The following is a 20,565-nucleotide window of genomic DNA, read 5'->3' on the forward strand; positions in this document are numbered from 1 at the left end:
AAGTCATGACACGACCAAGGGTTTTGCCCGCACCCGGCCCGCTATGGCCAGGGCCAGCGCGCCCACCACCAAAGCAGCCGCCACGGCAAAGGTGATCTGCAAGCCGGCAGCCACATCGGCAGGCGGTGCCGTGCCCACATCCACCGCCGACACAGCCCAGGCAAACACCGCGCCCATCAGCGAAGCGCCCGTCACCAGCCCCAGGTTGCGCGACAGATTCAGCATGCCGGAAGTGACGCCGCGCTGGTCCGCGCGTACGTCCTGCAACGCAGCCGTGTTGTTGGCCGCCTGGAACAGCTGGTAGCCCGGTGTCAACACCGCCATGGCAACGATATAGCCCGACACGCCCAGCAGCGGGGGCAACACCGACAAGCCCACGGCCCCTGCCACCATAGCCACCAGCCCCGCCACCACCATGCGCGACGCACCCCAGCGGTCCACCATGCGGCCCGCGAACACGCCGCTGACTGCGGAGACCACCGGGCCCACCGCCATCACGCCGCCCACCCACGCCGCATCCAGCCCCAGCCCACGTGCCAGGTAGAACGGGCCCACCACCAGCGTCGCCATCATCACGGTGGACACCAGTGCATTCATCGCCAAGCCTGCGCTCAAACCGGCCTCTCGGAACATGGCCAACGCCACCAGCGGCGATGTGGCGCGCGCTTCGGTGCGCACAAACAAGGCCACGCCCAGTGCTGCGGCTGCCAGCAACGCCAAGTTCACCACGCCCATGTGGCCGCGCCCCAAGGTCATGGCCAACGCATAGGCCGCCAGCGTGAGCGCCAGCAGCAGCGTGCCCGCCATGTCAAAACGCACTACACCCTGCGCAGCCGCGGTGCGGTCCACAGGCAGACAACGCCAGGCCAGCACGATGGCCAGCGCCCCCAGCGGCAGGTTGATGAGGAACAGCGCGCGCCAGCCCAGCGTGGCCAGCAGCACACCGCCCAGCGAAGGCCCGAGCGCCGTGCCCACGGCCGACATGGTGCCCAGCAGGCCCATGGCGCTGCCGGTGCGCGCCTTGGGCACGATCTCGCCCACCAGCGCCATGGTGATGGCCATCATCACCGCCGCACCCAGGCCCTGCAGTGCGCGGGCGGCAATCAACAGCGGCAACGTGGGCGCAAGCCCGCACAGGCCAGATGCCACCGTGAACAGCGCAATGCCACCCAGCAGCAGGCGCCGGCGCCCCACCAGATCGCCCAACCGCCCCACGCTAACGATGAGCGTGGTGATGGTCAGCAGGTACGCCAGCACCACCCACTGCACCTGCTGGAACGATGCGCCAAACGCCTGCGCCAGCGTGGGCAGCCCCACATTGGCAATGCTGGTGCCCAGCGAAGACAGCAGTAGCGACAGCGACAGACTGGCCAACGCCCAGCGGGCGGTGGCGGGAAGAGAAGTGGGTGAGGTTTGCATGCTTGAAGCGTAGGTTTTTCACTGGCATGGCGGAAGACGCAGCATTTGCACTGTATTCATGCACACAGCGCCATGTCATGCCATTTGCGCTATGGTTCGCCCATGTCCACCCCCGACTTCAACCTGCTGGTCACGCTGGATGTGCTGCTGCAAGAGGGCAGCGTTGCCGGTGCCGCGCGGCGGCTGCGCCTGAGCCCCTCGGCCATGAGCCGGGCGCTGGCCCGCCTGCGCGAGACCACAGGCGACCCGCTGCTGGTGCGCGCCGGCCGCGGCCTGGTGCCCACACCGCGCGCGCTGGAGCTGCGCGAGCGCGTAGGCCAGCTGGTGCAGGACGCCGAAGCCGCCTTGCGCCCCACCGAGCACATCGACCTGCAGCAACTGGTGCGGACCTTCACCTTGCGCACCAGCGAAGGCTTTGTGGAGAACTTTGGCCCCGCCCTGATTGCCCGCGTGGCAGCCGAGGCGCCCGGCGTGCGCCTGCGTTTTGTGCAAAAGCCCGACAAGGACAGCGGCCCGCTGCGCGACGGCACGGTGGACCTGGAAACCGGCGTGGTGGAAGGCAGCATGGGCCCCGAGCTACGCGCCCAGGCCCTGTTCCGCGACCGCCACATTGGCGTGGTGCGCACAGGCCACCCGCTCAGCGTTGGCGAGATCACCCCCGCGCGCTACGCAGCGGGGCAGCATGTGAACGTCTCGCGCCGCGGGCTGGACAAGGGTCAGCTGGACGAAGCCCTGCAGGCGCTGGGGCTGGAGCGGCAAGTGCGCACCATCGTCGACGGCTTCTCCACCGCCGTCGCAGTGGCCCGCGCGTCCGACCTCATCGCCAGCGTGCCCGAGCGCCACACCGGCGTGCTGCGCGCCGGCATGCACAGCTTCGCACTGCCCTTTGCCGCGCCCGAATTCACCGTCTCCCTGCTCTGGCACCCGCGCCAGCATGCCGACCCAGCACACCGCTGGTTGCGCGGCTGCGTGCGGGACGTCTGCGCATCAGACACACTAGCCCCATGAACCCGCATTTCTCCGACATTTCGGTGGCCGTCAGCCACACCCTCAAGACTGTGCGCGTGCGCTCGCCGGGCGTGGTGTGGGTGCGCGCGGGCACCAAGGGCATCATCACGCCGCAGCGGGCCGACGGGCAGCTGATGGTGCAGGCCGGCGGCCTGTGCCTGCTGGGCGCGGGCCACCAGTGGGATGTGTCCAACCATATCGGCCCCTCGGGGCGCTACGCAGCCAGCGTGTGGGCCATTCCCGAAGCGGTGCTGGACGCCTTTGCCAGCCACTACCCCGCGCTGGCCGGCCAGCCACCGCTGAGCGGCTTGGCCACCACCACCGCGCCCGAAGACTGGGCGCAAACCTGGGAACGCGCGCGGCGCGCGGCGGACCAAGGGCTTTCGCCCAGCGCGGTGCACCGTGGCGTAGAGATGCTGCTGACACTGGCCGAGCAGCGCCTGGTGTTCCCCAGCCGCGTGCCCCTGTCGTGGACCGACCGGGTGACCAATTTGATTTCGCAGAGCCCGCACGCCGACTGGTCGGTGGACACGCTGGCCCAGCACTTTCTGCTCAGCGGCAGCACGCTGCGCCAGCGCCTGCAGGAGGAAAACAGCAACGTGACCGCCTGCCTGCGCGAGGTGCGGCTGGAGCTGGGCCTGAGCCTGCTGCAGTCCACCGACATTCCGGTGGGGCAAATCTCACAGCGCTGCGGCTACGAGTCGCACAGCCGCTTCACCGCCGCCTTCCGCACCCGCTTTGGCCTCAGCCCCTCGTCCGTGCGCAACGCAGAGGCAACGCCCACCGTTAGCAGAAAAAGCGCTTTGGCACAGGAAAGCAGCGTTAGCGGCTAACGCGCCGACTGCTCGCCGCCGAACAATCGACTTGCGCAATGAGCGCAGTCTTTTGGAAGGAAAGCAGCCATGACATTCACCGTACGCACATCCCTCAGCACCCTGGGCGCAGCCGCCCTGCTGGCCACCAGCCTGGCACTCCCCAGCGGCGCAGCCTGGGCCCAAACCAAACCCTTCACCCTCAGCAGCACAGACCTGGCCTCGGGGTCGTTTGACAACCAGTTTGTCCTCAACGGCTTTGGCTGCTCCGGCGGCAATGTGTCGCCCGCCCTGCAGTGGGACAACCTGCCCGCCGGCACCAAGAAGCTGGCCCTCAGCGTCTACGACCCCGACGCGCCCACGGGCAGCGGCTTCTGGCACTGGACGGTCTACAACATCCCCGCCAGCGCCACCGGCCTGGCGCGCGGCGCGGGCAATGCGGCGGCCACGCTGCCCGCCCCCGCGTTTGGCGGTAGCACCGACTTCCACGACACCGGCGCCACAGGCGGCAACGGCAACTACGGCGGCCCTTGCCCGCCCGTGGGCGACAAGCCGCACCGCTACATCTTCACGCTGTTTGCCTACGACGTGGACGACCTGCAGGCCGCTGGCGGCATTCCCAAAACCGGCACCGCGGGCCTGCACGGCTTCATCCTGAACAAGGGCCTGGGCGCGCACCTGCTGGGCAAGGCCAGCTTCACGGCCACTTACGGTCGCTAATCGAATAAAGGCCCCGCGCTTGACCTTCCCACGGTAGCAAGGTTCACAATTCCTGCATCCATTCAAAACAGGAGTTGTGATGCACCAAACCTTTACCGTCACCGGCATGACCTGCGGCCACTGCGAGAAAGCCGTCACCCGCGCGATCCAAGACGCCGACCCGCAAGCCCAGGTCACCATCGACCGCAGCCAGAACAAGGTGGATGTGGAGTCCACCCAGCCGCGCGAAGCCTTGGCCCACGCCATTGCCGAAGAAGGCTATGCCGTTGCAGCCTAAGCACGCGGCGGTGTCTGGCGAACCCGTGAATATCGGGGAAGCCGCGCGCCAAAGCGGCGTGTCTGCCAAGATGCTGCGCCACTACGAATCGCTGGGGCTGCTGGGCACGGTGAACCGCACGGACAGCGGCTACCGCCTCTACAGCCCGGCCGATGTGCACACGCTGCGCTTCATCAAGCGCTGCCGCGACCTGGGTTTCTCGATGGCAGAGATTGCCGAGTTGGTGGGCCTGTGGCAAAACCGCCGCCGCGCCAGCAGCAGCGTGAAGACCATTGCCCAAAAACACATGGCAGAACTGACCCAGCGCATCGAAGCCATGCAAAGCATGCAGCGCACGCTGAGCGGCCTGGTGGACTGCTGCCATGGCGACGAACGGCCCGACTGTCCCATCCTGGACGACCTGGCGGGCATCGCCCAAACCGCTACGTAATTGATAGCTGCTTGCGCATGATCCACGGGGGCTAGAGGCCATTTTTGCGCCACAATGCGCCCCATGGCCCTGAAACCGCGCATCCTCATTGTTGAAGACGAGTCCGGCATTGCCGACACGCTGCAGTACGTTTTATCCACCGACGGCTTTGCGCCCGTGTGGGCCAGCACCGCGGAGGACGCGATTCGCCTGTTCAGCGCCGAGCTGCCAGCGCTGGCCGTGCTGGACGTGGGCCTGCCCGACCTGAACGGCTTCGAGCTCTTCCGCCGCCTGCAGGCCCTGCCCGGCGGCAACCAGGTGCCCATGCTGTTCCTGACCGCCCGCAGCGACGAGATCGACCGCGTGGTGGGCCTGGAGCTGGGCGCCGACGACTACATCGCCAAGCCCTTTTCCCCGCGCGAGCTGGTGGCGCGCGTGCGCACCATCCTGCGCCGCAGCGCGCGGCCCGTGACAACGGTGGTAGCCGCCGCGGCAGCACCCGCAAACACCCCCGCCATCTGGGCGCTGGACGAAGAACGCCACCAGATCCGCTTCTACGGCAAGGCGCTAGAGCTGTCGCGCTACGAATACGGCGTGCTGCGCCTACTGGTGCAAAAGCCTGGCCGCGTGTTCACGCGCGACGAACTGCTGCTGCAGGTCTGGGGTGGCGACAACGACAGCTTTGACCGCACGGTAGACGCCCACATCAAGACCCTGCGCGCCAAACTCAAACTCGTGGCCCCCGGCCACGACCCCATCCGCACCCTGCGCGGCAGCGGTTACGCGCTGAGCGAAGAACTACCGGCCACGCCTTGAGCAAAAGAAGCCGCATCTTTTTCGGGCTGCTGCTGATCTACGCGATCGGCATGGCCGCCGTGCTCTACCGCGTGGTCAGCGACCTGGACCCGCGTTACCGCGAGTCCGCCGAAGAGTCGCTGGTGGAAACCTCGCAGTTGTTGGCCACGCTCATCGAACAAGACGTGCGCGACGGCGCCATCGACACGGCGCGGCTCGACAGCCTGTTCAAGGCCGCCTACGCACGCGAATTCAGCGCCCAGATATTCACCGTCAATAAAACCAAGGTGGAACTGCGCGCCTACGTGACCGACCGCAACGGCACCGTGGTCTACGACTCCACGGGTCAGTCACATGGCAAAAACTTCTCGCAGTGGCGCGATGTGCAGCTCACGCTCAAGGGCGAATACGGCGCCCGCACCACGCTGGACATTCCGGGCGACCCCAACTCCGCCGTCATGTACATGGCCGCCCCCGTGCGCTGGACCAGCAACGCACAGGGCGCGGGCAGCGGCGAAATCATTGGTGCCGTCACCGTGGGCAAGCCGGTGCAAACCTTTGGCCAGTTTGTGGCCGCCGCGCGCAGCCGCACGCTCTACGCGGGGCTCATCTCGGTGCTGGCAGTGTTGGTGCTGGCCGTCATGGTGTCCATGTGGCTGGTGCGGCCCTTCGGCCTGATTGCCGACTACGCGCGCTACATCAAGGCGCAGCAGGGCTTTCACCCCGGCCGTTTGCTGCGCCGTGCCTGGGACCTGATGCGCGCCGCCTACGACGAGATGCGCGACGCGCTGGCCGGGCGCAACTACGTGGCCGACTATGTGCAGACCCTCACGCACGAAGTGAAAAGCCCCTTGTCCGCCATCCGCGGCGCCGCCGAGCTGCTGCAAGAGCCCATGGAAGAAGCCCAGCGCCAGCGCTTCCTCACCAACATCCAGCGCGAGACCCAGCGCATCCAGGAGATGGTGGACCGCATGATGGAGCTCACCGCGCTGGAGACCCGCCGCGTGCTCGACAACGCCCAGCCCGTCGCCCTGCTGCCCCTGCTGGACGAGCTGGCCCACGCCTCGCACGGCGTAGCCACCCAGCGTGGCTGTCGCATCACCGTGGCCGCTAGCGACGACGTGACGGTGGAGGCCGACCCCTTCCTGCTGCGCCGCGCCGTTAGCAACCTGCTGGACAACGCGCTGGACTTTTCCCCCGAAGGCGGCCACATCGAACTGGGCCTGCAAGTACAAGGCCGCTGGGCCCAGATCACCGTGCGCGACCAAGGCCCCGGCATCCCCGGCTACGCGCAAGACAAGGTGTTTGAGAAGTTCTACTCATTGGCCCGCCCGCATTCCAAGAAAAAGAGCACGGGGCTGGGGTTGAGTTTTGTGAAAGAGATTGCTTCGCTGCACCGGGGGCGGATTGAGCTGGGCAATCGGCCTGAAGCAGAAGGATCCGGTGCTGTTGCGGCACTGTGGCTAAGGCACCGCACGGACTGACCAACCAATCATGATCAGTGTCGTTTCTCAGCGCGATCTAAGAGCTATACGAGACCTTTCTTTCTGCCATGTCTGCGGCTTGGAAATTCATTCATCCGATCAGACCGATCATGACCACATTCCGCCACAGAGTTGCTTCGACAAAACTGACCGCAACCCGCCCCTCAAACTGCGGGCGCATGTCCGCTGCAATAACGCAAACAAACTGAATGACGAAAAGGTCGGAGAACTCATTGCGGCGCAACGTTACCGTTCATTAAATCCAGCGGACACCCATTTAGGCATCAAACTTATTCACGAACCCAACTTGGACCGCTCTTTCGCGACGTTCCAAAATTTGGATGTTCATGGCGCAATTCGTCGATGGGTAGGCGGTTTCCATGCGGCGCTCTACCGCAACCCACTCAAACCAGGTACGCCATTTCAGGTCACTCCTCCTCTACCAAGTGCAAAGATCAATGGGAATGTTGCGACGATGGAATCGATCCCAGCTCATCACACGCACTTTGTCGAGACTTTAAAGCTCAATCGAGCTGCAAAGAACGTCGACGTGCTTGTCACCAGCAATGGGAAGTTGAGATACGAATGCGTGTGGACACAGGAGGACGTAGGCCCTCGTTGGTTCTGTATTTTTGCTCTCGATCTTTATAGCTGGATCACTCTTGGTGATATTCACAATTTTGAACCACGGGGATGCGTTGGTGGATACATGCTTCACGATGCACAAGTACCGGCCTCCGCCAGTCGCGCAACTCGCATACATGCAGCAGTTCCGAACAAATCTCCCTTAGATCCGTTTGGAGATTGAACGTTCTATTCAATGGAATGTGCTTGTAGCGCTATTGAATGTTGATTCCTTCACCCCGTTTTCACACAGACTTCACACAAGCCCCTAGCCGCTTCAAACTGACTTCTCCCCCCGGCGGGATGCTCTCTCCACCGTGCAATACCGCACGCCGAATGGAGAAGCCCCATGGCACTTGTTGCTACCCACCAGGCCCCCAACGCCGCCGACACCGAGCCTCCCGCGCGCCTTTCGCGCTGGCTCTGGCTGGCCACCACCACACTCTCAGCCGCCTGCTTTGTCGCGCTGGCCATCAGCCCCCCGGCGCACGCGCAAGACCGCGATGCGGCACCTCGCCTCAAAACCGAGAGCCCCTATTTCTTCGTCAAAAGCGACAACCCTGGTGTGGACCAGTTGCCGCTCAAGTCCACCCAGGTGAATGTGAAGGTCAGCGGCGTGATTGCCGACGTAACTGTGGTGCAGACCTACAAGAACGAAGGCCAACGCGCCATCGAAGCCAAGTACGTGTTCCCCGGCTCCACGCGCGCCGCAGTGCACGGCATGAACGTGCGCCTGGCGGATCGCCTCATCACCGCCAAGATCCGCGAAAAGCAACAAGCCAAGATCGAGTACGACGCAGCCAAGCAGGAAGGCAAGACCGCCGCGCTGCTGGAGCAGTACCTGCCCAATGTGTTCCAGATGAACGTGGCCAACATCATGCCCGGCGACGATGTGAAGGTGGAGCTGCGCTACACCGAGCTGCTGCTGCCCACCGATGGCAACTACCAGTTCGTCTTCCCCACCGTGGTGGGCCCGCGTTACAACAGCCCGCAAAGCGGCCAGGCCAACGCCACCTGGGTGGCCCAGCCCATCCTGCCCCAAGGCCAGAACACGCCCACCAGCGCCACCGCCCCTGCGTTTGATATCCATGTGACGCTGAACACGCCCATTGGCGTGAAGGAAGTGCGCTCCAGCTCGCACACCATCAGCAGCTACACCGAGCAGGGTGGCGCCACCGTGGTGGGCCTGAGCCCCACGGCCGAGCCGACCAACAACCGCGACTTCATCCTGAACTACCGCCTGGCGGGTGACAAGATCGAGACCGGCGTGATGCTCTACAAGGGCCAGGACGAGAACTTCTTCCTCGCCATGGTGGAGCCGCCCAAGGCCCCGGCCGCCACCGCCATCACACCGCGCGAGTACATCTTTGTGGTGGACATTTCGGGCTCCATGCACGGCTTTCCGCTGGACACGGCCAAGGTGGTGTTGCGCGAGCTGATTGGTGGCCTGCGCCCTAGCGACACCTTCAATGTGCTGCTGTTCTCGGGCAGCAACAACTTCCTGAGCCCGACCTCGGTGCCCGCCACCAAGGCAAATATCGACCAAGCCATCCGCACCATCGACAAGGAAGGCGGCGGTGGCAGCACCGAGCTGATCCCCGCGCTGAAGCGCGTGTATGCCCAGCCCAAGAACGCAGATGTGTCACGCACCGTGGTGGTGGTGACCGACGGCTACGTGACCGTAGAGCGCGAAGCCTTTGAGCTGGTGCGCAACAACCTGTCGAGTGCCAACGTGTTTTCCTTCGGCATTGGCTCCAGCGTGAACCGCCACCTCATGGAAGGCCTGGCCCGTGCGGGCATGGGCGAACCCTTCATCATCACCAAACCCGCCGAGGCCGCCGAACAAGCCGCCCGCTTCCGCAAAATGATTGACTCCCCCGTGCTCACCAATGTGAAGGTGCGTTTTGAAGGCCTGGACGTGTACGACGTGGAACCCCGCCAGCTGCCCGACTTGCTGGCCCAGCGCCCGCTCATCGTGTTTGGCAAATGGAAGGGTGAGGCCAAGGGCACGCTGATCGTGGACGGCAACTCGGCCAGCGGCCCGTTGCACTTCAGCATGCCCATCAACGCCAGCAATGCCACCGACACCGCCGCCCTGCGCCACCTGTGGGCTCGCCACCGCATTGCCGCACTCAGCGACCAGGAAGCCCTGGAAGGCGGCAGCGCAGCCAAGGACGCCATCACCGACCTGGGCCTGAAGTACAGCCTGCTGACCCAGTACACCAGCTTCCTGGCCGTGGACCAGGTGGTGCGCAACAAGGCGCCTGCGGACAGCCCCAGCGTGAACCAGCCTTCGCCCCTGCCGCAAGGTGTGGAGAACTCGGCCCTGGGTGCTGAAGTACCCAGCACGCCCGAACCCGCCACATGGGGCGCCATCCTGGTAACGCTGTCGGTGCTGGCGATGCTGGCGCACCGCCGCCGCCGCGCCGCCCTGCGCGCCCACCACTACACCAGCTAAGCAGGAGATCCGGCCATGGCACTGCCCCGCCTCTTGCACATGCCCCGCTTTGTGCGCTTTGGCATCGCGCTGGACACCGCGCCCGAATGGCGTTGGCTAGCCCTGCTGACCCTGGCGCTGTGGCCCACCTGGTGGTGGATGGGCCAACGCATGGTGGACGGCTCGGATGACCCACTGGGGCTGCTGGCCCTGGCGGCCCTGGGCGGCGTGCTGTGGCTACACCGCAGGCACCTGCGTGCCGCGCCGCGCCTGGGTTTTCAGGTGACGGCGCTGGCCGGTGCCGTGCTCACCACGGCGCTGCACCAGCAGCTACCAGACCTGGTAGTGGCGCTCATCGGCCTGCTGTCGGTGGCCGCGGGGCTCATCGCCTTTCTGCCTGCGCGCGTGGCCACCGCACCGGTGCTGGGCCTGTCGGTGTTGTCGTTGCCCTTGCTGGCATCGCTGCAGTTCTATGCAGGCTTTCCGCTGCGCGTGGTCACGGCCGAAGCCAGCCGCTGGTTGCTGTCCATCGCCCACACCGTGGAGCGCACGGGCAGCAGCCTGGTGGTGAATGGGCAGCTCATCATCGTGGACGCGCCTTGTTCGGGCGTGCAGATGGCGTGGCTGGGTTACTTCACGGCCTGTGTGGTGGCCTTGGCGACCAACAAACCCAACAAGACCTTTCTGCTGCGCCTGCCCATCGTGGGTGCGCTGGTGCTGCTGGGCAATGTGCTGCGCAACACCGTGCTGGTCGCCACCCAAGCGTCTGGCGCCCACCTGCCCGGCTGGGGCCATGACGCCGTGGGCCTGTTGGTACTGGCCGCAGTATGTGGTGGCATTGCCTGGACCATGGGCCGCAATGGATTTTTGGAGCGCGCGACATCATGAGCTTTCTGGAAAACCGTTTCTTGAACCGCGTGCTGCACAAAACGCTGTGGGCCGCGCTGCTGCCGCTGTGTGCGCTGTGGGGCATCGGCCAAGCCGTGGCTGAGCGCTCCACACCACACGACGCGAACACGGCGACGCAGAGCGTCGAACTGCCCACCGAATGGCAAGGCACACCGCTGCGCCCGCTGGCGCTCAGCGAGGTGGAGCTGCGCTTTGCGCGCCACTTCCCCGGCACGCTGGCGCGCATGACCGATGGCCGCCAGGTGCTGGTGCTGCGCACCGTGAAACAGCCCACACGCATGCTGCACCCCGCCACCGACTGCTACCGCGGCCTGGGCTACCGCATCCGCAACGAGCAATTGGAAGAACAAGCAGACCACACGCGCTGGCGCTGCTTTGTGGCGGACCGCGGTGGCCGCGCCGTGCGCGTGTGCGAACGCATTGAAGACGCGCAGGGACAGGGCTTTACCGACGCCTCGGCCTGGTACTGGGCATCTGCCGCGGGCCAGTCCACGGGGCCGTGGAAAGCCATCACCGTGGCCACCCCGCTTTAAGTCTGTCTAAGTCTGTAGTGTTCTTGCAAGGATGATGTTGTGCGCAAACTGTTGTGGGCCACGGCCCGGGTTTTGGTGTTTACCGCGGTGCTGGCCATGCTGGGCCTGAGCGCCCTGCTGTTCACGGCCCGCGCCATCGTGCGCCCGGCGCCGGGTGACTGGGCCACCACGCTGCGCGTAGGCCCGCTGACCATGGACGTGGGCGTGGCTGCACTCGTGCAGTGGGGGAGCACACCGTGGATTGCCAGGCAGCTGCATGGCCGCACCCTGCCCACACGCCTAGGCGATGTGCACATGGCCTGGGACGACGCCACCCAGCAACTCAGTCTGCACTGCCAACCCTGCACGCTGCGCAGCACCAGCTGGGGCGGTGAGCCAATCCGCCTGCAAGAGGCCCGCATGACCGTGCGCCGCAACGCCACCGAACTGCGTGGCACGCTGCAAAGCGGCGCCGTCACCGCCACCTGGCACGGCGCACTGCGCCCCACCGGCATCACGCTGCACATCGATGTGCCCACCACCCCGGTGGCCGACGGCTACGCGCTGTTTGCCAACGCCATCCCCGAGGTCGTCACCGCGCAGATCGACGGCACGTTTTCGCTGAAGGCCACGCTGGAGCTGCCCGGCAAGGCGCTGACGGTGCAGCCGCGCCTGGAGGGCATGGCCGTGCAAGGCCTGGGCACCGAAGCCTGGGCGCAGGCGCAAAGCCAATGCAGCCAGGGCCTGCCCGTGGCCATGGCGCGGGCCAACGTGCGCGCCGACAGCCTGCTGGCCCGCGCCGTGCTGGCTGCCGAAGACCAGCGCTTTTACGAACACCCCGGCTACGACCTGGTGGAGATGAACAAGGCCCTGCGCAGCAACCAGGCCGAAGACGCCCCCCTCCGCGGCGCCAGCACCTTGTCGCAGCAGGTGGCCAAGCTGCTGGTCACGGGCGGCGAGCGCTCCCCCGTGCGCAAGCTGCGCGAACTGCTTTACGCAGTGGAGATGGAACAAACCCTGGGCAAGGCTCGCATCCTGCGCCTGTACCTGGACCACGCGCCCTGGGGCGCCACCGTGTGCGGCGCGCAGGCCGCGGCCCACACCTACTTTGGCAAGCGCGCCGACCAACTCACCGCCGCCCAGGCCGTGTGGCTGGCCGCCATGCTGCACAACCCGGCGCTGGAAGCCCAGCGCTGGAAAGCCCGCGGCTCCATCAACCTGGAGCGCGCCCAGTGGGTGGCGGCAGGCCTGCGGCCTTTGCCTAAAAAGGAGCGGGCAGCGCTAATGGAGGCGCTGCCACAGCTGGTCTGGGTTCAGTCCAGCCCCAAGATCCCTGCCACGCCGCTGCGGACCAGTTCAACCAACTCCGGGTCCATGTAACGGTAGTCGTCCGGAATATCCAGCACGTGCAGGGGCTTGCCCTGTAGCAGCTCCCTAAAGCTGGCTTTGAGCTGGGCGGCGTGTTTGTCTTCCATCACGCATACCGCGTCGGCCCACAGGATGTCCGCTTCGGACACCGGGTGGCGCGCATTGCGGCTGGTGCCGCCAGAGCGCACCGAGAGGCCAGGGTGCTTGCGCCAGACCTGTTCGGCCGTGGGGCTACGCCACTGGTTGCGGCTGCACACAAAAAGGAGGTTCATGGGGCTGCGGCTCGGAGTTAGAGGCATTTTAGGGCTCTAGCCCCCGTCGAATATGCGCTAGCAGCTATTAAATCAGGAGCATTTTGCACCAGGGAGCAGCCCCGCACTGCACCAAATCAAGCACTGAAGTCACCTCTGGTTTTGCTGCAACGCACAAACCCGGTGCATTTTGTACACAATGCTGCAAAAACATTGTGTACAAAGTTGGCACAGGCTTTGCATAAGCCTTGACATGAACGCCACCACCCCACTGCAGGCCGCGGCCATCGAGGTCGTAGGACTGAGCAAACGCTACGCCCAGGGCAAGCCTGCCGTGGACAACATCAACCTGCGCATCGCCAGCGGCAGCTACTGCTGCTTGCTGGGCCCTTCGGGCTGCGGCAAGAGCACTACGCTGCGCATGATTGCGGGGCACGAGTCGGCGTCTGACGGCGACATCCTGCTGGAGAACCGCAACATCACTGACCTGCCCGCTGCCGAACGCGGCACGGCCATGATGTTCCAGAGCTTTGCGCTGTTCCCCCATCTGAGCGCGCTGGACAACGTGGCCTTCAGCCTGAAGATGAAAGGCGTGGACAAGCTCGAACGCCATGCCAAGGCGCAAGACCTGCTGCAGCGCGTAGCCATGGGCCACCTGGCGGACCGCAAACCGGCTGAACTGTCAGGCGGCCAGCAACAGCGTGTGGCCCTGGCCCGCGCGCTGATCACCCAGCCGCGCGTGCTGCTGCTGGACGAACCCCTCTCCGCACTGGACCCCTTCCTGCGCATCCAGATGCGTGCCGAGCTGCGCCGCTGGCAAAAGGAGCTGGGCCTGACCTTCATCCACGTGACCCACAGCCAGGAAGAGGCCATGGCCCTGGCCGACACCATGGTGGTGATGAACCACGGCGTCATCGAACAGGTGGGCAGCCCGCACGAGGTCTACAACAAGCCCGCCAGCGAGTTTGTGGCGCGCTTCATGGGTGGCCACAACGTGCTAGAAACCTCCGGCGGCAAGATTGGTGTGCGCACCGACCAGATGCAGGTCACGCCCGCCACCAGTGCCAACACCGATGCCCCGCACACCAAGCGCGCCGTGATCACGGATGTGGAGTACCAGGGCACCTATGTGCTGCTGGGCCTGCAAAACCCCGGCGTGGCCCACACCGCGCACACCACGGCCGAGATCTCGGTGATGGTGTCCGAAGCCACCTTTGCCCAGCGGCCCTACGCCGTGGGTGAGACCGTGCAGCTGAGCTGGGCGCCAGCCGCAGCACACCCGCTGGCGTACTGAGTTCCCCCTGTCTTCGCAAGAAGTTTTTAACCCCCTCCCGACCTTCTCAAAGGAGTTTTCCCATGGCTGACGATCTGAAAGACACCCTCTCCAACGCTGCTCCCATGCAACGCCGCAGCCTGCTCAAAGGCACCGCCGGTATCCTGGCCGCAGGCGTGTTCCCCGCTGTGCACTCGGCCGACCAGCTGGTGCTGCGCTACCTGGGCACCGCCACGAACCAGGACAAGGACATTGCCGACAAGTTTGAAAAAGACACCGGCATCAAGATCCAGTACGTGGCCGTCACCACCGACGACGTGACCAAGCGCGCCGTCACCGCCCCCAACAGCTTCGACCTGATCGACACCGAGTACTTCTCGCTCAAGAACATCGTGCCCACCGGCAACCTGAAGGGCATCGACACCAAGCGCATCAAGAACGCCGACAAAATCACCAGCCTGTTCACCACCGGCATGGTGGCCGGCAAGGCCGTGGGTGACCAGGGCACTGCACCCAAGAAGACCATCTTCCTGGAAGGCGAAAAGAGCAAGGTGTTCGCCAAGAGCCCCACGCAGTACATGAGCTTGATTCCCACCACGTACAACGCCGATACGCTGGGCATTCGCCCCGACCTGATCAAGCGCCCCATTTCCTCCTGGGCCGAGCTGCTGAACCCCGAATTCAAGGGCAAGGCCGCCATCCTGAACATTCCTTCTATCGGCATCATGGACGCCGCCATGGTCGTGGAAGCCATGGGCATCTACAAGTACCCAGACAAGGGCAACATGACCAAGAAGGAAATTGATCTGACGATCAAGACCCTGATCGAAGCCAAGAAGCAAGGCCAGTTCCGCAGCCTGTGGAAAGACTTCAACGAGTCGGTGAACCTGATGGCGTCTGGCGAAGTGGTGATCCAGTCGATGTGGTCGCCCGCCGTGACCGCCGTGCGCACCAAGGGCATTGCTTGCAACTTCCAGCCCCTGAAGGAAGGCTATCGCGCCTGGGCCTCCGGCTTCGGCCTGCCCGCCACCCTGTCCGGCAAAAAGCTGGACGGTGCGTACGAGTTCATCAACTGGTTCCTGGACGGCTGGGCCGGTGCCTACCTGAACCGCCAGGGCTACTACAGCGCCGTGCTGGAAACCGCCAAGTCCAAGATGGAAGCCTACGAATGGGCCTACTGGATGGAAGGCAAGCCCGCCACCCAGGACATCAAGAGCCCACACGGCGACCTGTTGGCCAAGAAGGGCGAAGTGCGCGACGGCGGCAGCTATGAGCAACGCATGGGCGGCATTGCCTGCTGGAACGCCGTGATGGACGAAAACGCCTACATGGTCCAGAAGTGGAACGAGTTTGTGGCTGCTTGATAGCCCTGCATAGGAAGTGAAAACACCATGAGCGCACCCTCCACACCCTCACTTCCGGCGGCCTCTGCCCCGGGCCGCACGCTTGCGGCCTGGTGGCAGGCCCTGCCGCTCACCACGGTGTTTGCGCTCTTCTTTTTGATTCCATTGGCCCTGGTGCTGATGGTGAGTTTCTGGGACTACAACCAGTACGAGATGCTGCCGGGCTTCACGTTCAAAAACTACCTGGCCATCTTCGACGGCTGCCTGTCGCGCAACGAGTCCGGTGACCTGTGCGTCACCGTCAAGACCTACCTGTCCACGTTCAAGTTCAGTGTGCTGGTGTGGCTGCTCACGCTGGTCATCGGCTTCACGGTGTCGTACTTTTTGGCCTTCCACGTCAAATCCAGCGGCGTGCAGGTGGTGTTGTTCGTGCTGTGCACCATCCCGTTCTGGACGTCCAACGTGATCCGCATGATCGCCTGGGTGCCGCTCCTGGGCCGCAACGGCCTGGTCAATGATGTGCTCACCACCATGGGCCTGGTCGACAAGCCGGTGGAGTGGTTGCTGTTCTCCGATTTCTCGGTGGTGCTGGCATTTGTGCACCTGTTCACCACCTTCATGATCGTGCCCATCTTCAACAGCATGATGCGCATAGACCGCAGCCTCATTGAGGCCGCCAGCGACAGCGGGGCCACGGCCTGGCAAACGCTGTGGAATGTGATCGTGCCCCTGTGCCGCACCGGCATCATCATCGGATCCATCTTTGTCATCACCATCGTCATGGGTGACTTCGTGACCATCGGTGTCATGGGCGGGCAGCAGATCGCCTCGGTGGGCAAGATCATCCAGGTGCAAACCTCGTACCTGCAATTCCCGCTGGCCGCGGCCAACGCGGTGGTGTTGCTGGCCATTGTGCTGATGATCATCTGGGCGCTGACCCGCATGGTCGACATCCGCAAAGAACTATGAACTCCGACAAACACTCCCCCGCTTTCTGGCTGTTGGCCGCGTTCTTCGCCGCCTACGTGCTGTTCCTCTACGGGCCCATGCTGGTCATCGTGGTGCTGAGCTTCCAGGGCCCGGACGGCGGTTTGACATTTCCCATGCAGAGCACCTCGCTGCATTGGTTCCGCAAACTTGCCGAGGGGCTGGGAACGGTAGACATCACCGCCGCCCTGAAACGCTCTCTGGGTCTGGGTCTCACCGTCATGGCGTTTACCGTGGTGTTCTCGGTCTTGGCAGGCCTGGCCTTTCGCAAAAAGCTGCGCTTTGCCAACATCCTGTTTTTCACCGTGGTGGCCAGCCTCATCATGCCGTCCATCATCGTGTCACTGGGCATCGGCCTGGAGTTCCGCCTGCTGGACAGCGGCATCAAGAAGGTGCTGGAGGCCTTTGGCATGGACGGCGTGCTGGAGAATTACGGCACTGCGCTGGGCATCTACACCTCGGCCCTGGGCGCGCACCTGACCTGGACGCTGCCCTTTGGCCTGCTCATCATGTTTGCCATCTTCAACCGCTTCAACCCCGCCTATGAAGAAGCCGCACGCGACCTGGGTGCCACACCCTGGCAGGGCTTTCGCCACGTGGTGCTGCCGCTGATTGCACCGTCCGTGGTGGGCATTGGCATGTTCGGCTTCACGCTGAGTTGGGATGAGATTGCCCGCACCTCGCAGGCCATCGGCGATGTGAACACGCTGCCCCTCGAATTGCAGGGCCTCACCACCACGGTCACCACCCCCTCCATCTACGCGCTGGGCACGGTGACCATGGTGGTATCGTTTCTGGTGATGGGGCTGGCCGTGGGCCTGTCCAAACTGCTGGCCAGGAAGCCAGCCAACCGGCGGACTGCATGACTGATTTTGTCGCTCTGACAGAAAACGAGATTTACGAGCGCATGGTGGCCACCATCCTGGACCACCGCTTGCCTCCAGGCACCAAGCTCATCGAGGAAAAACTGGCCAGCGCCTTTGGCGTGTCACGCACGCGCGTGCGGCCCGTGCTGGTGCGCCTGGCCAACGAGCAGATCGTGACCCTCACGCCCAACCGCGGCGCCACCGTGGCACAGCCCACCGAAAAAGAGGCGCGGGAGGTGTTTGAGGTGCGCCGCATGATCGAGCCCACGCTCATTGAGTGCTTCATCGCCAGTGCCACGGCCGATGACATTGCGGTGCTGACCCAGTGCATCAACGACGAAGAGGCTGCCCGTGTGGCAGGTGACATGCGCCGCGCCATCCGCCTCTCTGGGGATTTCCATCTGCACATCGCCAATGCTTCGGACCACCAGACGCTGGGTCGCATCCTGCGCGAGCTGGTGTCGCGCACCTCGCTGATCCTCATGACCTACAGCAACAACCATACGCAGGCGCGCGTGGAAGCTACGTCCTGCGGTTGCGATGAACACCGTGCGTTGCTGGACGCGATTCGCCTGCGCGACCCGCGCGAGGCCGCCCGCCTGATGCGCGAACACCTGGCACAGCTGGAGACCCAGCTGCAGTTCAACCAGCCTGAGAGCGATGTGCCGGACCTGCTCTCGCTGTTTGGGGATGCCGTTCCACCCTCGGCGTCCTAGAGCGCACCATGCGCCAGCTACTGGTCATCAATCCCAACACCTCGCACAGCGTCAGTGCGCTGTTGCAGACCCACGCCCAGGCTGCTGCCGGCCCACAGGTGCAGGTCAAGACCGTGACGGCCCGCTTTGGCGCCCCCTACATTGCCTGCGAGGCCAGCTACGCCATCGCCAGCCACGCCCTGCTGGACCGCTGGGCCGCGGCGCTGCAAGACAACCCCCAGGTGCCGGATGCCATCCTGATCGGCTGCTTTGGGGACCCCGGCTTGCTGGCCCTGCGCCAGGGCAGTGCGGCACCCGTCACGGGTCTGGCGGAAGCAGCATTCGCGGAGGCGGCGACGCGGGGGCGGTTTGCCGTCGTCACCGGCGGTGAACGCTGGAAACCCATGCTGGAACGCCTCGCCTATTCGCTGGGCCATGCGTCCGCGCTGGCCGGCATCCAGACCGTGGCACCCAGTGGCGCCGAACTGGCCAGCAACCCGCAAGCCGCCGTGGCCCTGCTCACCAAGGCCTGCCAGGAAGCCGCCACACAATGGGCCGCCCAGTCCATTGTGCTCGGCGGCGCCGGTCTGGCGGGTCTGGCAGCACTGATCCAGCCGTATGTGGACATACCGGTCATTGACAGTGTGCTGGCCGGCACGCGCCATGCACTGGCCCTGCCACCCAGCCCCAACAGGGAAAACGGTTTCGACGTGCCGTGGGACAACCTGGCCCCCGAACTAATCGCATTGGGCAGTCGTAACAAGCTGCTGCAGGTGTAAAGCCTTGTAATTGGCGTCATCGTCCCGGTGGGCAGGGCGTTGAAAGCGCATAAACCGCCACCTCTGGCGGTACGGGCTCCGGCCCCTTGCTACCTATGACGCATTCGTCTTCTCACCCCACCCGGTTTCCTGGCCAGCTGGTCCGCAGCCTGCGCGCGGGTACCGCAGCCTTGGGTCTGTTGGCCCTGGTTCATACCGCCCATGCGGACGAATGGACGCCCCTTCTGGGTGGCGGCGTAGGCGCTGCGGCCGGCGCGGTGCTTGGTCAATCCATGGGCGGTAGAAGCGGTGCGGTAGTCGGTGGCGCCTTGGGCGGCGCTGCTGGCGCTGCGGTCACCACGCATGGTTCCGGTCGCAATGGTGCGGTCATTGGCAGCGCTGTCGGCGGTGCAGCTGGTGCGGCGGTCGGTCAATCCGTGGGAGGTCGTAGCGGTGCCATCGTCGGCGCGGGCCTGGGTGGAGCAGCAGGTGCCGGTGTGGGACGTAGCGTGACCCAACGCCAATACCAAGCGCGTGGCTACGGCCCAGGCGGGCACTATGAGCAGGCGGGCTACCGCGACGACTACCGCCATGACTTTGGCCACCACTACCACCGCGGCTGGGACAAGCACCACCGCCACCACGGTCATGGCCACGACCGTTTCGACGACTAAGCCATGACTAGCGCTGCGCCTTGGGCGCGCAGGGTCTGGGCAAAAAATGCCAGGGTGCGGTCCCACGCCAGTTGCGCGGCGGCCGCATCAAAGCGGGGCGTGGTGTCGTTGTTGAACCCGTGCTGCGTGCCCGCGTATTGGTAGGCCGTGTAGCGCACGCCGGCGGCTTTCAGGGCCGTTTCATAGGCGGGCCAGGCCGCGTTGATGCGTTCGTCCACCGCCGCAAAGTGGGCCAGCAGCGGCGCCTTCACCTTGGCGGCATCTTCGGGTGCAGGCAGGTTACCGTAGAAGGGCACCGCCGCTGCCAGCTCTGGCAGGCGCACCGACAGGATGTGGGCCATGCCACCCCCGTAGCAAAAGCCCACCACACCCAACTTGCCCGTGCCCTCGGCATGGTTCAGCAGGTAGCGCGAAGCCGCCACAAAGTCTTCACGCGTCTTGGTCTGGTCCAGTTTGGCAAAGGCATCACGGGCCTTGTCCTCATCACCGGGGTAGCCACCCAGTGGGGTGAGCGCATCAGGCGCCAACACCAAGTAGCCCGCCAACGCCAGGCGACGCGCAATGTCTTCGATGTGGGGGTTGAGCCCGCGGTTCTCGTGCACCACCAAAATGGTGGGCAACTTGCCCGTGGCCTGCGCTGGGCGGGCTAGATAGCCCTTGATGCTGCCGTAGCCCGCGGGGGATGGAATGTCGACCGTGCGGGTGTTGATGCGCGCATCGTCTTTGGGCACCACCTGGGCGGCCGCGAAGTTGGGGCTGAGTGCAGCCAGCAAGCCCGCCGCCGTCACCCCACCCACCGCAAACTTCTGGGCACGCTCCAGAAATCCACGCCGGTCCACGATGCCGTGCACATAGGCATCAAACAGAATCAGCAGTTCCTGGTCAAAGTCCTGCGCGGTTTTGCGTTGCATGGGCCAGCCTCCCAAAAAAAGAAGTCAGCTTAG

Annotated in this window: 22 protein-coding genes; 19 read left to right on the plus strand and 3 right to left on the minus strand. The window is 64.8% G+C overall.

Annotation, left to right across the window (positions count from 1 at the left end; all coding sequences use genetic code 11):
- Positions 1–3: 3 nt before the first annotated feature.
- On the minus strand, positions 4–1,419 hold the full coding sequence (locus tag AC07OE_RS14265) for an MFS transporter (protein ID WP_495071233.1): 1,416 nt from the start codon (positions 1,417–1,419) through the stop codon (positions 4–6).
- 102 nt (positions 1,420–1,521) lie between these two features.
- On the opposite strand from AC07OE_RS14265, the gene AC07OE_RS14270 reads away from it, so the two are divergent.
- From AC07OE_RS14270 to AC07OE_RS14325, 12 genes are all read left to right on the plus strand, one after another.
- Complete coding sequence (locus AC07OE_RS14270; protein WP_495071234.1) at positions 1,522–2,427, plus strand: LysR family transcriptional regulator; 906 nt, start codon at positions 1,522–1,524, stop codon at positions 2,425–2,427.
- Entirely contained in the window at positions 2,424–3,260 is an 837-nt protein-coding gene (locus AC07OE_RS14275; RefSeq protein WP_495071235.1) for a helix-turn-helix transcriptional regulator, read from the plus strand. The genes AC07OE_RS14270 and AC07OE_RS14275 overlap by 4 nt, the downstream gene beginning before the upstream one ends.
- A 69-nt stretch (positions 3,261–3,329) precedes the next feature.
- Entirely contained in the window at positions 3,330–3,959 is a 630-nt protein-coding gene (locus AC07OE_RS14280; RefSeq protein WP_495071236.1) for a YbhB/YbcL family Raf kinase inhibitor-like protein, read from the plus strand.
- Between the two features lie 79 nt (positions 3,960–4,038).
- Positions 4,039–4,236, plus strand: a complete 198-nt coding sequence (locus AC07OE_RS14285) for a heavy-metal-associated domain-containing protein (protein WP_479621993.1) — start codon at positions 4,039–4,041, stop codon at positions 4,234–4,236.
- The gene (gene cueR / locus AC07OE_RS14290; protein ID WP_495071237.1) at positions 4,220–4,666 is read left to right on the plus strand and encodes a Cu(I)-responsive transcriptional regulator; all 447 of its coding nucleotides are present in this window, start codon (positions 4,220–4,222) and stop codon (positions 4,664–4,666) included. Before AC07OE_RS14285 ends, cueR begins: the two co-directional genes overlap by 17 nt.
- A gap of 63 nt (positions 4,667–4,729) precedes the next feature.
- Positions 4,730–5,461, plus strand: coding sequence for a two-component system response regulator CreB (creB, locus tag AC07OE_RS14295; protein ID WP_495071238.1), 732 nt, complete (start codon positions 4,730–4,732; stop codon positions 5,459–5,461).
- Positions 5,458–6,924, plus strand: a complete 1,467-nt coding sequence (creC, locus tag AC07OE_RS14300) for a two-component system sensor histidine kinase CreC (RefSeq protein ID WP_495071239.1) — start codon at positions 5,458–5,460, stop codon at positions 6,922–6,924. Before creB ends, creC begins: the two co-directional genes overlap by 4 nt.
- A 10-nt stretch (positions 6,925–6,934) precedes the next feature.
- Positions 6,935–7,732, plus strand: coding sequence for a hypothetical protein (locus AC07OE_RS14305; RefSeq protein WP_495071240.1), 798 nt, complete (start codon positions 6,935–6,937; stop codon positions 7,730–7,732).
- Positions 7,733–7,897: 165 nt separating this feature from the next.
- Entirely contained in the window at positions 7,898–10,006 is a 2,109-nt protein-coding gene (locus AC07OE_RS14310) for a VIT and vWA domain-containing protein (protein ID WP_495071241.1), read from the plus strand.
- Between the two features lie 15 nt (positions 10,007–10,021).
- Positions 10,022–10,873 (plus strand): exosortase Q, encoded by an 852-nt coding sequence (gene xrtQ / locus AC07OE_RS14315; RefSeq protein ID WP_495071242.1) that lies wholly within the window; start codon positions 10,022–10,024, stop codon positions 10,871–10,873.
- Positions 10,870–11,427 carry a hypothetical protein gene (locus tag AC07OE_RS14320; RefSeq protein WP_495071243.1) on the plus strand — a complete coding sequence of 186 codons (558 nt, stop codon included), beginning with the start codon at positions 10,870–10,872 and terminating at the stop codon, positions 11,425–11,427. The genes xrtQ and AC07OE_RS14320 overlap by 4 nt, the downstream gene beginning before the upstream one ends.
- 39 nt (positions 11,428–11,466) lie before the next feature.
- The gene (locus tag AC07OE_RS14325) at positions 11,467–12,786 is read left to right on the plus strand and encodes a biosynthetic peptidoglycan transglycosylase (protein ID WP_495071244.1); all 1,320 of its coding nucleotides are present in this window, start codon (positions 11,467–11,469) and stop codon (positions 12,784–12,786) included.
- On the opposite strand, the gene AC07OE_RS14330 is transcribed toward AC07OE_RS14325, so the two are convergent.
- On the minus strand, positions 12,720–13,046 hold the full coding sequence (locus AC07OE_RS14330) for a low molecular weight protein tyrosine phosphatase family protein (protein ID WP_495071245.1): 327 nt from the start codon (positions 13,044–13,046) through the stop codon (positions 12,720–12,722). The genes AC07OE_RS14325 and AC07OE_RS14330 overlap by 67 nt on opposite strands.
- Before the next feature lie 232 nt (positions 13,047–13,278).
- On the opposite strand from AC07OE_RS14330, the gene AC07OE_RS14335 reads away from it, so the two are divergent.
- From AC07OE_RS14335 to AC07OE_RS14365, 7 genes are all read left to right on the plus strand, one after another.
- Positions 13,279–14,319 (plus strand): ABC transporter ATP-binding protein, encoded by a 1,041-nt coding sequence (locus AC07OE_RS14335; protein ID WP_495071246.1) that lies wholly within the window; start codon positions 13,279–13,281, stop codon positions 14,317–14,319.
- 62 nt (positions 14,320–14,381) lie between these two features.
- Complete coding sequence (locus AC07OE_RS14340) at positions 14,382–15,662, plus strand: ABC transporter substrate-binding protein (RefSeq protein WP_495071247.1); 1,281 nt, start codon at positions 14,382–14,384, stop codon at positions 15,660–15,662.
- A 27-nt stretch (positions 15,663–15,689) separates the two neighbouring features.
- Positions 15,690–16,610: an ABC transporter permease gene (locus AC07OE_RS14345; RefSeq protein WP_495071248.1), complete on the plus strand. Its 921-nt coding sequence runs from the start codon at positions 15,690–15,692 to the stop codon at positions 16,608–16,610.
- Complete coding sequence (locus tag AC07OE_RS14350; RefSeq protein ID WP_495071249.1) at positions 16,607–17,494, plus strand: ABC transporter permease; 888 nt, start codon at positions 16,607–16,609, stop codon at positions 17,492–17,494. The genes AC07OE_RS14345 and AC07OE_RS14350 overlap by 4 nt, the downstream gene beginning before the upstream one ends.
- A complete protein-coding gene (locus AC07OE_RS14355; protein ID WP_495071250.1) occupies positions 17,491–18,210 on the plus strand; it encodes a GntR family transcriptional regulator in 720 nt (239 codons plus the stop codon). Before AC07OE_RS14350 ends, AC07OE_RS14355 begins: the two co-directional genes overlap by 4 nt.
- 8 nt (positions 18,211–18,218) lie before the next feature.
- Positions 18,219–18,968, plus strand: a complete 750-nt coding sequence (locus tag AC07OE_RS14360; protein WP_495071251.1) for an aspartate/glutamate racemase family protein — start codon at positions 18,219–18,221, stop codon at positions 18,966–18,968.
- 95 nt (positions 18,969–19,063) lie between these two features.
- Positions 19,064–19,621 (plus strand): glycine zipper domain-containing protein, encoded by a 558-nt coding sequence (locus AC07OE_RS14365; protein WP_495071252.1) that lies wholly within the window; start codon positions 19,064–19,066, stop codon positions 19,619–19,621.
- On the opposite strand, the gene AC07OE_RS14370 is transcribed toward AC07OE_RS14365, so the two are convergent.
- The gene (locus AC07OE_RS14370; RefSeq protein WP_495071253.1) at positions 19,618–20,532 is read right to left on the minus strand and encodes a dienelactone hydrolase family protein; all 915 of its coding nucleotides are present in this window, start codon (positions 20,530–20,532) and stop codon (positions 19,618–19,620) included. The genes AC07OE_RS14365 and AC07OE_RS14370 overlap by 4 nt on opposite strands.
- Between the last annotated feature and the right edge of the window lie 33 nt (positions 20,533–20,565).

It is taken from the genome of Rhodoferax sp. GW821-FHT09E07 (genome assembly GCF_059416145.1).